This is a genomic window from Caballeronia sp. INML3B (genome assembly GCF_023631305.1).
In the GTDB taxonomy this organism is placed as follows: domain Bacteria; phylum Pseudomonadota; class Gammaproteobacteria; order Burkholderiales; family Burkholderiaceae; genus Caballeronia; species Caballeronia turbans.
Genome location: NZ_JALQDI010000040.1, coordinates 431,393 through 444,282, shown reverse-complemented (window position 1 = coordinate 444,282; position 12,890 = coordinate 431,393). Strand labels below are relative to the sequence as shown.

14 protein-coding genes are annotated in these 12,890 nt (G+C 64.1%); 4 read left to right on the top strand and 10 right to left on the bottom strand.

The genetic code is table 11. The features are described 5' to 3' along the window. Positions 1-110: 110 nt before the first annotated feature. Genes NCS58_RS17845 through NCS58_RS17835 form a run of 3 tightly spaced genes read right to left on the bottom strand, consistent with a single transcriptional unit; the run spans position 111 to position 2,700 of the window. Entirely contained in the window at positions 111-1,034 is a 924-nt protein-coding gene (locus NCS58_RS17845) for a cation diffusion facilitator family transporter (RefSeq protein WP_061115823.1), read from the bottom strand. Positions 1,035-1,052: 18 nt separating this feature from the next. After that, positions 1,053-2,099, bottom strand: coding sequence for a selenide, water dikinase SelD (gene selD / locus NCS58_RS17840; protein ID WP_061116090.1), 1,047 nt, complete (start codon positions 2,097-2,099; stop codon positions 1,053-1,055). A 40-nt stretch (positions 2,100-2,139) separates the two neighbouring features. Continuing rightward, the gene (locus NCS58_RS17835; protein WP_061115824.1) at positions 2,140-2,700 is read right to left on the bottom strand and encodes a putative glycolipid-binding domain-containing protein; all 561 of its coding nucleotides are present in this window, start codon (positions 2,698-2,700) and stop codon (positions 2,140-2,142) included. Positions 2,701-2,919: 219 nt separating this feature from the next. Between NCS58_RS17835 and NCS58_RS17830 the strand changes: the two genes are divergently transcribed. Continuing rightward, positions 2,920-3,342 carry a BspC domain-containing protein gene (locus NCS58_RS17830; protein ID WP_061115825.1) on the top strand — a complete coding sequence of 141 codons (423 nt, stop codon included), beginning with the start codon at positions 2,920-2,922 and terminating at the stop codon, positions 3,340-3,342. A 5-nt stretch (positions 3,343-3,347) separates the two neighbouring features. On the opposite strand, the gene NCS58_RS17825 is transcribed toward NCS58_RS17830, so the two are convergent. Beyond that, a complete protein-coding gene (locus NCS58_RS17825) occupies positions 3,348-3,872 on the bottom strand; it encodes an Rrf2 family transcriptional regulator (RefSeq protein ID WP_061116091.1) in 525 nt (174 codons plus the stop codon). Between the two features lie 408 nt (positions 3,873-4,280). On the opposite strand from NCS58_RS17825, the gene NCS58_RS17820 reads away from it, so the two are divergent. Continuing rightward, a complete protein-coding gene (locus NCS58_RS17820) occupies positions 4,281-4,499 on the top strand; it encodes a hypothetical protein (protein WP_061116092.1) in 219 nt (72 codons plus the stop codon). A 70-nt stretch (positions 4,500-4,569) separates the two neighbouring features. On the opposite strand, the gene NCS58_RS17815 is transcribed toward NCS58_RS17820, so the two are convergent. From NCS58_RS17815 to NCS58_RS17795, 5 genes are all read right to left on the bottom strand, one after another. Continuing rightward, positions 4,570-5,322 carry an anti-sigma factor gene (locus NCS58_RS17815; protein WP_061115826.1) on the bottom strand — a complete coding sequence of 251 codons (753 nt, stop codon included), beginning with the start codon at positions 5,320-5,322 and terminating at the stop codon, positions 4,570-4,572. Positions 5,323-5,357: 35 nt separating this feature from the next. Continuing rightward, on the bottom strand, positions 5,358-5,882 hold the full coding sequence (locus tag NCS58_RS17810) for an RNA polymerase sigma factor (RefSeq protein WP_061116093.1): 525 nt from the start codon (positions 5,880-5,882) through the stop codon (positions 5,358-5,360). Between the two features lie 46 nt (positions 5,883-5,928). Further along, positions 5,929-6,069, bottom strand: a complete 141-nt coding sequence (locus NCS58_RS17805; RefSeq protein WP_250477417.1) for a hypothetical protein — start codon at positions 6,067-6,069, stop codon at positions 5,929-5,931. Positions 6,070-6,171: 102 nt separating this feature from the next. Then, positions 6,172-6,552, bottom strand: coding sequence for a hypothetical protein (locus NCS58_RS17800; protein ID WP_061115827.1), 381 nt, complete (start codon positions 6,550-6,552; stop codon positions 6,172-6,174). A gap of 185 nt (positions 6,553-6,737) precedes the next feature. Beyond that, positions 6,738-7,736, bottom strand: coding sequence for an AraC family transcriptional regulator (locus NCS58_RS17795; protein WP_250477416.1), 999 nt, complete (start codon positions 7,734-7,736; stop codon positions 6,738-6,740). A gap of 217 nt (positions 7,737-7,953) precedes the next feature. Between NCS58_RS17795 and NCS58_RS17790 the strand changes: the two genes are divergently transcribed. Then, the gene (locus NCS58_RS17790) at positions 7,954-9,006 is read left to right on the top strand and encodes an aldo/keto reductase (RefSeq protein WP_061115828.1); all 1,053 of its coding nucleotides are present in this window, start codon (positions 7,954-7,956) and stop codon (positions 9,004-9,006) included. 195 nt (positions 9,007-9,201) lie between these two features. After that, positions 9,202-10,383 (top strand): 4-hydroxybenzoate 3-monooxygenase, encoded by a 1,182-nt coding sequence (locus NCS58_RS17785; protein ID WP_061115829.1) that lies wholly within the window; start codon positions 9,202-9,204, stop codon positions 10,381-10,383. Positions 10,384-10,431: 48 nt separating this feature from the next. Here NCS58_RS17785 and NCS58_RS17780 read toward each other — a convergent pair whose 3' ends face one another. Then, the gene (locus NCS58_RS17780) at positions 10,432-12,684 is read right to left on the bottom strand and encodes an amylo-alpha-1,6-glucosidase (RefSeq protein ID WP_061115830.1); all 2,253 of its coding nucleotides are present in this window, start codon (positions 12,682-12,684) and stop codon (positions 10,432-10,434) included. Positions 12,685-12,890: the final 206 nt, after the last annotated feature.

Sequence of the window (12,890 nt, the reverse complement as noted above, 5' to 3'; positions counted from 1 at the left end):
GACGCGCATGACGTATGTTAACGCGATGCGGTCGATGCGGCAGAAGCGGTCCTGAACGACCCTTCTCCCGGTAGCATGCGGCGCTCCTGCCCTTCCCCCTCGTTCGGACCTTACAGCGCCGGCTCGCCGCGATCGCGCGCGATATCGGGTTCGAAGAACACCCAGCGCACTTGCGGAAAGACACGCTGCAGGTCGTCTTCGATGATATTGATCGCATCGATCATCGCGCGGCCGCTCGCGTAGTCGATCATCTCCGCCTGCACCGCGACGACGACATGCTTGCCCCATTGCAGCGTGATGAGGCTGATGATGCGCGTGATCTCGGGACGCGCGCGCAGGTGCGCATCGATGGCCTTTCGCACTTCGGGGCTCGCGGATTCGCCGACGATCATCGACTTCACTTCGCGCGCGACGAGAAACGCGATGATCATCAACAGCACGCCGACGCCGATCGAGCCGGCGGCATCGTATGCCGTATTGCCGGTGAGCATCGTCATGAGCACCGCGGCGAACGCGATGGCGAGACCGAGCAGCGCCGCGACATCCTCGCCCGCGACCACGAGCAGTTCCGATTCCCGTGTTTCACGGAACCATCGCCATAAGGTCTTGTTCGGCGCACCCTTGCGAATCTCGCGGATCGCGCCCGCAAGCGAAAACGCTTCGAGCACGACCGAAATGCCCAGAATCACGAGCGCGACGATCGGATTCGACAAGGGCTCATGATGCATCAGCCGATGCGCGCCCTCGTACACCGAAAACGCGCCACCGACGAAGAACAGCAAAAGCGCGACGATCAGCGCATAGAAATAGATCTCGCGCCCCGAGCCCAGCGGATGCAGCGCGTTCGCGGGCGCCCGCGCGCGCTTCAGACCGAGGAGCAGCAGCAACTGATTGCCGCAATCGGCGGTCGAATGGATCGCTTCCGCGAACATCGCGCCCGAGCCGGTAAAGGCCGCCGCCCCGAACTTGCAGACGGCGATGCCGAAGTTCGCGGCGAGCGCGTAGAAAATGGCCTTAGGGGATTCTTCCTTCATGCGCTTGTTTTTATTGGTTCAGATCACGTCGACGCGGGCTGCGCCATCCACCATCTCGCCGATGACCGTCGCATCGTTGAAACCGTCCGCGCGGAAGATCGCGAGCACGTCGTTCACGGCTTCCGGCGCGCACGACACGAGCAGTCCGCCCGAGGTCTGCGGATCGGTGAGCAAGGCGCGGGCCTCGTCACCTTCGATGTTCAATGCGATGTCATTGCCGTATGCGCTCCAGTTGCGACCCGACGCGCCCGTGAAGATGCCCGCGCGCACGAACTCGCGTACTTGCGGCAGCCACGGCAAGTCGGCGTAGCGAATCCGCGCCGTAAGTTGCGCGCCGCGTGCGAGTTCGAGCGTGTGACCGAGCAGGCCGAAGCCCGTGACGTCAGTGAGCGCATGTACGCCGTCGAGTTGCGCGAGTTCCGCGCCGGGGCGGTTGAGCTTGGTGGTCGCGTCGATCATCGCCTTGTAGCCGGCCGCATCCAGCTTGTCCTTCTTGAGCGCGGCCGACAGCACGCCGACGCCGAGCGGCTTGCCGAGCACGAGCACGTCGCCCGCGCGCGCGGCCGCGTTGCGCTTCACGCGCGACGGATGCACGATGCCGAGCGCGGCCAGTCCGTAGATCGGCTCGACGGAATCGATCGAATGACCGCCCGCGACCGGAATGCCCGCTTCGGCGCAGACCGCTTCGCCGCCCTTCAGCACTTGCGCGATGACCTCGTGCGGCAACACGTTGATCGGCATGCCGACGAGCGCGAGCGCGAGAATCGGCTTGCCGCCCATCGCGTAGACGTCGGAAAGCGCGTTGGTTGCGGCAATGCGCCCGAAGTCGAACGGATCGTCGACGATCGGCATGAAGAAGTCCGTCGTCGCGACGATCGCCTGCTCGTCGTTGAGCTTGTAGACGGCGGCATCGTCGGCGGTGTCGTTGCCGACGAGAAGATTCGGAAACGCAGGCAGCGGCGTGGCGCGCCTGAGCAGGTCGGCCAGCACGCCGGGCGCGATCTTGCAGCCGCAGCCGCCGCCGTGGGACAGGCTCGTGAGACGGGGTGAAGTCGTATCGTTCATCATTTGTTTCTCGGATCAGGGCAAGCAATGAACCGCATTATTACGCGACGCGCTTGAAGAGTCCGGGATAGTCGAGCACGAGGCCGTTCTCGTCGACGGTGATATCCGCCGTGAAGCCCGTGTCGAGCCCTTCGTAACGGTAGCGATGATTCGGCTCGATGCACGTGTACGCCTGCTCCACCACGCTCACGCTCAATTCGGGCACGCGCACATAGACGACGCGAATCACGCGGCGCTCGCCGCGCGCCAGTTGCAGACGGCGAATCGGCAGTGTGTTGGTGAACGGCGTCGCGGTGATGTCCACGTCGATGCAGCCGCGAAGTGAGTCTTGTGGTTCACCGTTCGCGTCGCTCCACGCATGCGCGTCACCGTTGTTGCCCTCTCTGCGATGCAGGTCGAGCGATGCGCCGCCCGCCAGCTTCAACGCGAGACGCGTGACCTGCCAGCGCGCATCGCATTCGATGCGATAGACGAGGCCGAAGGCATGCGCCTCGTCTTCACCCACGATCGCGCTCTCGATCACGATTGCGTCCGCCGCTTCGTTCAGAACGAGATGCTCGAGGCCCGTGCCGTCCTGTTTCGCCCATCGCGCCGCTTTCATCGCGCGCCTCCTCGTGTGTTCGTCCCTACTGAAGGATACAACGCGCCGCACAAGGCTTTCGATCAGCATTCGACATGCGCGATGTGCTCGACGTCACAAAACTTCACACGGTATACTTCGCGCCATTCCTGCGCAGGCGCGCGCACCGCACTCACAGCGCCGTTCACGCGATCCGCGCTCTGCCGAACGTCTCTGTCGTCCCTTTTGATCGCCCATCGCATGAAGACCATTCTTGCTCCCGCATTGCTCGCGCTCGCGCTGTCCGCGTCGATGTTTCAGCTCGTCCAGGCGCAGGAGACGCCGGACCTGCCCGAGGATTACTCGTATCTGACGAAGCTCCACGTGCCCGATGCCGTCGCGCAATGCGTCGCTGCGTTCGACCGCTGGGTGGAGAACGCGCCGAAGTACGACACGCTCATCGTGCCCGACCGGCGCGTGCTCTCCGCAAAGATCGACGACGATACTCCGATCTTCAGTGTCGGCGACCCGATTCCGGTCGACAAGGTCATCGTGATGCGCGCGTTCGCGAAGGCGCGCGGCAAGGCGCAGTGGACGCGCGTGGACAGCCGCTGCGGCGTGCGCGATGGTCGCGTGGTCGGCGTTTCGCTCACGCCGAACATCAAACCGAAGATCGTTCGCTGAGCTCTCTAGTCCTTCGCCGCGCGCCGCTGGCTGGTGCGCTCGTCGAGCCACTTGACGACCTGCGGTCCGAAAGTGCGCGGCGCCTTGGCATGCACGCGTCCCGCGAGATCCGCTAGCCGGTCCGCCGCGAGCGCCTCGCGCATGCGCTTCTCCGCGTTTTTCATCACCGCGTGAACGGCGCAGACACCGCTCGTCGCCCAGGGCGGCGCGTCGTCGCCGAACACTGCGCAGCGCGCTCGAATCTCCCGGCAGTCGAAGAGCGGCTTGTCGCCGTCGATCGCGTCGACGACATCGAGCACGCTGATTTCCTTCGACGGCCGCGCAAGCGCAAAGCCCCCGCGCGCACCTTCCGTCGCGACGACGAGCCCCGCCTTGTGCAGCTTCGTGAACAGCTTCGCGACGTACTCCGCGGGCACGCCCTGCAATTCCGCGAGATCGCGCACGCTCGCCTCGCGCACGCCGTGCGGCGGCTCTGCGAGATAGAGCATGCAGTGCAGCGCGTACTCGACGCCCGTGCTGATGTGAGACATATCCATTCCGACATTGTGAATCGGAGTTCAGGATAGCGCGCCGTCCCTTCGCGCGCAACGGCGAGACGCGCGCTGCAGCGTCTTTACAGGCGCCCGTGGCAAATATTTCAGGTTACACGTTTGCTTACAAACGAACACGGCTTGTCATTTTGCGAACCGCTAAATTGATCTCCATGGATTCACACGGAGAAAGCCATGAAGAAACTAGCGATCCTTGCAGCGTTGGGCGTGTTGCTGAGTAGCGCGCTTTCGGGCTGCATCGTCGTGCCGGACGGTGGCGGGTATCACCATCATCACGATTACTACCGCGACTGAGCCCTCGCGCAAGACGCGCTGAATTACAACGAAACTGCTACCTCATGACTCGCGGTTTCGACTGCAAGCAACGACCAAGGAGCAAATATCATGATGAACAAGACGAAGAAGAGCCTGCTGATCGCTTCCCTTGCTGCCGCGCTGGGCATGGGCCTCGCAAACGTCGCATCCGCCGAGGTGCACCACAATCCGCCGCATCGCGTGACGGTCGGCTGGCACGGTGACCGCTACTGGGACGGCCATCGCTATTGGCAGCGCCACGAATGGGAGCGCCATCATCATGTCGCGCCGCCTCCGCATCGCTACTACTAAGCGGTTCCAGCCATAAAAAAAGGCCGCAGCGAAAAAAAAATCGCTGCGGCCTTTTGCATCGTTCGCCGGTTCACCAGTTTTTGGGATCGCCGCCGAGCTCCTTGCATGTGTCATACGCAATCGCCTGCAGCTTCGCCTCGCCGATCTGACCCGAGAGCGCATAGCCGACGCGATCCCACGCCCAGTAGAACGTCGTGCGCTGCCCGTCCTTGAGGCTTCTGATCTTGCTGTCGTTGCGCCTGATCGTCGCCGTCGTCATATAGAGCGTGAGCCGCTCGCCGGTGGCGTTCTGATACATGAACTGCGCGGCCGGGCCCTCCTCGTCAGGCAACAGGCGCCCGCCGACGAGCTGAAAGCCGTATTCGGCCAGCGACGGAATCGTCACCGCGCGATTCAACCGCTTCGACAGCCACGTAACGAGATGATCCTGTTGCGACGCGGCCACCTCCACCGCATGCCGCTGCTCGGGCGCGTACACGGCATAGGCGATATCCGCCCGCTCCGCGAAGCGCGCACTCTCGCCGAGCGAGGGCAGGAGCATGTGCATCAGGAATCCGCACGCGACCCCGACGACCAGAAAGCACGCCGCGATCAGATAACGCTCGCGCGCGGGCGGCCGCAAACGCACGACCTGCGGCTCGCCCTGATCGGCGAAGAGCGCGCGCAACGCGTTGTCCTGCGCGCGATATGCGGCGGCGGTCGCCTCGCTCGCCGGATCTGCCGCGATGCGCTGCGCCACGGCGTCGCGTTCGTCGCCCTGGAGTTCTTCGTCGATGAAGGCGGACAACGCCTGCAGATCGCGATCCGGCCTGGGAGGTCCCATACGGTCGCCGCCTTCGGGTGGACGGTCTTGGCTGCTCATGATCGGCTCACCACTTTCAGTGACGACGGCGACGTCTTGCGGCCGGGTTCTTCGCCGAGCAGAACACGCATGTGCTCCCGCGCTCTCGACAAGCGCGACATCACGGTTCCGGTCGGCACGTTCAACACCACGGATGCCTCCTGATAACTCATTTCCTCGACGCACACGAGCAGCATCACTTCACGCTGCTCGACGGGCAGACAGTAGAGCGCGCGCTGCACGTCGCGCAGCACGAGGCCGTCGACTTCACCGCGCGGCGCGGCCATCTGCCGCCAGGGCGCGGTTTCATCGTCCACTGCAATATCGCGTCGGCCGCGCAGCTGATCGATATACAGGTTGCGCATGATCGTGAATAACCATGCGCGCAAATTCGTGCCGGCATGAAACGATTTGGCGCGATTGAGCGCGCGCTCGGTCGCGTCCTGAACGAGATCGTCCGCCCACGCGCGATCGCCCGTCAGCCCGCGCGCGTAGCGGCGCAGCTGGGGCAGATGCGCGAGAAGGTCGCTCTCGAAGCTCAAGGCCGTGCGCCCGCGCGCGTGACGCAAGCGTCAGAGGCGTTCGCCATCAGTAGCTGCCTCCGCCGGCCGGCCCGCTCGGCGCCCCCGACGAATTCGGCGCACTTTGCGTACCGCTCGCGCAACCCGCCGCGCCCAGCGCAAGGCTGAGCACGATCAGGAGCGCCGTCACTCCGATCGATCGTTTCATGATCGTTACCTGTTGATTCATAGACCGGCAGGCTCGCCGATTTATTCCGCGAGCCGGCCGCTTCCCAAGTTTGTTGCGCGTGCGTTGCGCGAAACGCGACGTTCAGGGCTTCACGACGTGCCAGACGTCGCGGAAGTTATCCCCGTTCTTGTCGCCGGGCTTCGTGTCTTTCGCGAAGCGATAGACGCGCTTGCCATCGTAGGCCCACTGCTTTCCGCCGTCGGCGGCTTCCATGGTCCATTTGCCGCTCGGCTTGTCGGCGTCGCTCGCCATCGCCGCCGGCCACGCCTGCGCGCAGCCGCCGGTGCAGGCGCTCGCGCCGCCTTTCGTGTCCTTGTCGAAGGTGTAGAGCGTCATGCCGTTTTCATCGACGAACATGCCGTTCGCTTCCTTCGGCACCGCAGCATAGGCGGATGAAGCAAGCGAAGCGAACGCGGTGACGACTGTTGCGGCAGCGGCGAACATCTGGATGCGCTTCTTCATTTCATCTTTCCCTTTTTGTAGAAGTATCCGTAGAACGTTCGGAAGCGCTGCACTATTCCGCGGACGATGAAATAAACCGATGCGGCAGCGCCGTCGCATCGCCAGTCGGCAATCCATTCAAGACCATTCGCGCGCGCCTTGCCAGAGATTCATCGAAATTTCGCAGCGGGCCGCGAAACCGGCGCTCAGGCGCCGACCGCGGCGGCGGTCGCATCGCGCCAGCGACGCGTGTCGCGCAGCGGCGGCGCGCCGAAGAGCCGGCTGTACTCGCGGCTGAACTGCGAGGCGCTTTCATAGCCCACGCGATGCGCGGCCGTGGCGGCATCGACGATATCGAGCATCATCAGGCGGCGCGCCTCCTGAAGCCGCAACTGCTTCTGATATTGCAACGGGCTCATCGCCGTGACGGCCTTGAAATGGTGATGCAGCGACGACACGCTCATGTGGACGTCCCGCGCAATGTCCTCGACACGCAGCGGCTGATCGAAGTGCTGGCGCAGCAACTGGATGGCCTTCGCGATACGCTGGGTCTGACTGTCCTGCAGCGCAATCTGGCGCAGCCGCGCGCCCGAGCCGTTCATCAGCAGGCGATAGAGAATCTCGCGCTTCACGAGCGGTGCGAGGATCGGCACGTCTTCAGGCGTATCGACGAGACGCAGGAGGCGCAGCACCGCGTCGAGCATCGAGTTGCCGAGGCGGTTCACATAGAGACCGCGCGAGGCGTCGGCCTGCGTCGCGGGCGGCAGATTCTCGTCCTGGATCAGCGACGTGATTTCCTCGACGTCGAGTTCGAGCCGCATGCCGAGATACGGCTCCGACTCGCTCGCCACCGACACCTGTCCGCACACGGGCAGATCCACCGACGACACCAGATAGTGCATCGGATCGTAGATATAGACTTCGTCGCCGACCATGAGACGCTTGCTGCCCTGCGCAATCAGCGCGAGCGCGGGCGTCTGGATGCCGTGCTTCGGTCCGCCCGGATTCATGATGCGATGCAGGGCTAGCCCCGGCACCGGCGTTTCGACGGAGCCTTCGCAACCGGCGGTGAAGCGGTCGAGCAACGCGACGAGATCGAGCCGCGCCTGATCCAGCCCGGGATCGGCCGCGCCGACGTGGCGCATCTCCTTCGGCTGGTCGTGACTGTCTTTTCCGGCGAGGCCGGGGGTGTCGTTCAGGGCCATGATGAAAGGACGATTTCGAGATAGGGAGAACTCTGGCTAGCTTACTCGCGCGGGCGCGTGATTGCTTGCGAGCGACCGCAGCGTTTGCAGGAACAGGCAAGGATTGAACAGGATCAGGCTATGAACCGGCCGCGCGCCAGGACGATACTGCATTGCCGGCCGGATCGCTTGCGCAGTTCGGGCGATGCCGCGCCTTTCCAGTCATTCGGGAGCAACCATGCGCTACAGGAAATTCGGCAATACCGGTCTTTTCGTCTCTGAACTGTGCCTGGGCACGATGACGTTCGGCGGCGGAACGGGCGGAATCTGGGACAACATCGGCCAGTTGCAGCAGGCGGACGCGGACAAGCTGATCGGCCGCTCACTCGATGCGGGCATCAATTTCATCGACACCGCCGACGTCTATGCCGACGGCCAGTCGGAAATCATCACCGGTCAGGCGCTGAAAAACCTGAAGGTGCCGCGCGAGAACGTAGTCGTCGCGACGAAGATCCTCGGCGAGACCGGGACGAAGGGGACGAACTCGCGCGGCGCGTCGCGCTATCACATCATCGACGGGGTGAAAGCGAGCCTGAAGCGCTTGCAACTGGATCACGTCGATCTGTACCAGATTCACGGTTTCGATCCGGCGACGCCGATCGAGGAAACGCTGCGCGCGCTCGACAATCTCGTGCAGCATGGCCATGTGCGCTATATCGGCGTGTCGAACTGGGCGGCGTGGCAAATCATGAAGGCGCTCGGTATCTCGGAGCGGCTGGGTCTTGCGCGCTTCGAGTCGCTGCAAGCGTATTACACGATCGCCGGCCGTGATCTCGAGCGCGAGATCGTGCCGCTCTTGCAAAGCGAGAGCGTCGGCCTGATGGTCTGGAGTCCGCTCGCGGGCGGCCTGCTCTCGGGCAAGTACACCCGGGAAGGCGCGAAGGAAGAAGGCAGCCGGCGCACCAAGTTCGATTTCCCGCCGGTCAACGTCGAGCGCGCGTATGACTGCGTCGACGTGATGCGGCGCATGGCCGAGGCCAAGGGCGTGTCGGTCGCGCAAATCGCGCTCGCATGGCTGCTGCATCAGAAGGTCGTCTCGAGCGTGATCATCGGCGCGAAACGCATCGAACAGCTCGACGACAACATCGCGGCGACGAAAGTCCGGCTCAACGACGACGAACTCGCGGCGCTCGACGAAGTCAGCCAGTTGCCCTCGGAATACCCGGGCTGGATGCTCACGCGGCAGGGCGAATATAGGCGCAACCAGTTGAAGGAGCAGTCGGCCGAGTGAGATTGACCGACATGCGGACGGCCCTCCTGGCCGTCCGCGTGTCGTAGGGATTTACCCGTAAATCTGGCGGATTACGCCCATTTTCGGCCCTTTATCTCGAAACCAGATAGACCCTATCCTCCGTATCGCGTTGCGGCATAAGGCCGCTCTGCCGACACTGTACGCACAACATCACCACTGCCTCACGGAGACAACATGCGTACTCAAGTCGGCATCGTCGGCGCGGGCCCCGCCGGGCTTCTTCTTTCTCATCTGCTGCATCTGCGCGGCATCGAATCGGTCGTGCTCGAAGCGCGCAGCCAGGACGCCATCGAATCGACGATCCGTGCCGGCGTGCTCGAACAAGGCACGATGGACACGCTCAATCAAGCCGGTCTCGGCGCGCGCATGCAGGCCGAAGGCGCGCTGCATCACGGGTTCGAACTCGCGTTCGAAGGTCAGCGCCGCCGCATTGCGCTGACGGAGCTGACCGGTCATTCGATCACGGTGTATGCGCAGCACGAAGTCATCAAGGATCTGGTTGCGGCGCGACTCGCGGCGAACGGGGAGCTGAAGTTCAACGTGTCGAACGTGTCGCTGCACGATTTCCAGGACGGCAGCGATCGCAAGCCGCGCATCAAGTATCAGCACGAAGGCCGCGACGAAGAGCTGGAATGCGACTTCATCATTGGCTGCGACGGCTCGCAGGGCGTCGCGCGCCAGTCGATTCCCGAGGCAGTCCGGCAGGACTATCAGCGCATCTATCCGTTCGGCTGGTTCGGCATTCTGGTCGAAGCGCCGCCTTCTTCCGACGAGCTCATCTATGCACGGCACGACCGGGGCTTCGCGCTCATCAGCACGCGCTCGCCGGGCGTGCAACGCATGTACTTCCAGTGCGATCCGAAAGATACGGTCGACGCCTGGTCCGACGACCGCATCTGGGCCGAGTTGCACGCACGCGTCGATAGCGCCGATGGCTGGCAGATCACCGAAGGCAAGATCTTCCAGAAGAACATCGTCGGGATGCGCAGCTTCGTGTCCACGCCGATGCAGTCGGGCAAGCTCTTCCTCGCGGGCGACGCCGCCCACATCGTGCCGCCGACCGGCGCGAAGGGCCTGAACCTCGCGGTGTCGGACGTGCGCGTGCTGAACGCCGCACTCGAAGACTTCTACAAGGAAGGCGGTACCGAGAAGCTTGCGCGTTACACCGAGACGGCGCTCAAGCGCGTCTGGCGCGCCGAGCATTTCTCGTGGTGGATGACTCGCATGCTGCACAAGCTCGACGACACGTCCCCCTTCGAGCAGCGTCTGCAGGTAGCCGAACTGGAGCACGTGACGACGTCGCGCGCGGCCGCTACCGCGCTCGCGGAGAATTACGTCGGCAGCGTGGCGGTTTAACCGGTCATCGCGCGCACAGCGCCATCATGGCGCTGTGCGCTTGCCGCATCAGAGCACCGCAACCACGCGCACGTCCCCTTCCACCGACGGAATCACCTGCCCGCCGACGCGCCGGAACGTGATCGTCGCCGTCTTGTCGCCGAGACGCAGATCGCCGATTTCCAGCCAGTCGATGCCTTCGGGCAACGCCGGCCGGTCGATGCGCACTTCATCGTTGACGGCATCGACGGTCATGCCAAGGCACGCCTCCAGCACCATGAAAGGCGCGCCCGCCGCCCACGCCTGAGGCAGACAGGCGACCGGATAAGCGATCGGCCGTTCGCCGCGCTGCCGCGTGAATCCGCAGAACAGCTCAGGCAGACGCATATCGAAGGTGACGGCGGCCTCGAACAACGCTTGCAGCAGGCCCACCGCCGCACCGCGGTCGCCGTAACGCGCGAGACCGCGTGCGCACAATGCAGTGTCGTGCGGCCATACGGAGCCGTTGTGATACGACATCGGATTGAAGCGCGGTTGCCCCGCCGCCAGCGTGCGCACGCCCCAGCCGGTGTGAAAGAGCGTCGATTCGAGCTGACGTGCAACGGCCTCGCCGCGCTTGCGATCGACGAGATCGAATGCGAGCAGATGCCCCGCATTCGACGACAGCACGCGGCACAACTCCCCCTTGCCGTCGAGCGCGATGCCGTAGAAGTCCATCTCCGGCATCCAGTACATCTCCTCGACGCGCTCGCGAATGTGGCGCGCGCGGCGCTCGAACTCACGCGCACTTTCGTCTTCGCCGCGCTCGCTGGCGAGGCGCGCCATCGTTGAAAAGGCCGTCGACGCATACGCTTGCACTTCGACGAGCGAGATCGGTCCAACCGGGAATTTCCCGTCCGCGTGGAACACGGAATCCTGGCTGTCCTTCCAGCCTTGATTCGCGAGACCGTTCTCCGATGCGCGCTGATAATCAAGCAGACCGTACGGATTCTTGTCGCAATGGCGCGCGACCCATTGCGCCGCGAGTTGCAGCGCCGGCCATATTTCGTCGATCAGTGCGCCGTCGCCGGTGCGCTCGGCATAGGCGCCCGCCAGCACGATGAAGAGCGGCGTGCTGTCCACGCCGCCGTAATAAAGCGCGAAGGGCACCTCGCCGGTCGCCGCCATCTCGCTCTTGCGTGTCTCGTGCATGATCTTGCCGATTTCGGCATCGCGGAACGCCGAGTCCTCGCGGGCCTGATGAGCGGCGAGAAAGCGCAGCACGCCGCGCCCGAGCGTGGGTTGCAGCCAGAGCATTTGCAGCGAGGTGATGATCGCGTCACGGCCGAACGCCGTCGAGAACCACGGAATACCCGCGTAGGGATAGGGGCCGGTTTCGAGGTCGGTCGTGAGCAGGCCGAGATCGGCGAACGAACGGTCGATCCATTCACTGAAAAGCGGATTGCTGGAACGCACGCGCGCGCTCGCGCGGCGTCTGTCGCGCATGCGCCGATGCGCTTCGACGAGCGCCTCGCGAATCGCCGGGCGGCCCGACTCCGGCGCGCATTCGGCAGCTTCGGCAGCGTTGCGCTTGCTTTCCTCGCTGGCATCCGAAAGCGCATGCGTGACCGCCGTCACTGACAAATACACCGAGATCGCGGTCTCCGACTGAATATGCAACGCGTAGTCAGCGCGCGTGGGCGACAGCACGTCCGGCGCGGGCGTGAACTGGATGCGCGCCGTGCGCTCCACTTCGTCCAGGCCGATATAGCGCAACACGACCTCACCGTTCTCGACCATCGGCGGCCGCAACGCGCCGCGCTTGCCGCGTTTCGCGCCGCGCACCTCGAACATGTCGAGAAAGTCCGCCGCGAAGGAGATCGAAAGCGGCACGGTGGACGGCTCGGTGCCGTAATTCGTGAGCACGATGCTCTCGTGCAGCACGTGCCCGGACAGCACACGCTTGCGCTCGACGTGAATCACGCCTTCCGGCGTTTGGGCCCCGCCTATCGGCGGAAGCGGGCGGTTGGTCAGATGCGCCGTGAAAACCGCGTTGTCGCTCGACACGCTGCCGGAAAGCAGCGACGGCGCGCGTCCGCCGAACGTCAGCACGAGCTCCGAAAGCACCCGCGTGTCGTTGACGAAAAGGCCGTCATCGCCGCCACGGATGTCGCCGTTCGCGTCGTAGACAGCGAATGTGTTGCCGGATTTCAGGACGAACTGGCGTTCGCTCGGCATGTTGGCATGCTCGGTCGGGATGAACGCGTCATCCGTGAGCCGTGGCTGCGACTCCTGCGATTGTTGTTGCTGTTGCTGCTCTTGCGACTGTTCCTGTGTATTCATTGCGCCTTCCTGAAAGTGTTCTGAAGGGTTTTCCTGAGCCGCTCTGGAACGCGTTCGAAGCTCCCGGCACGCCGCGACCGCCCGGTCGGGCATCGCTCTCATGCAGCAAGTGAGCCGCTTACCCGCTATCATCGACGGCTTTTCGACCCACCCACGCCTGACGGGTTCTCCGCGCGCAATGTCATTTCCTCATGTCGGAACATAGG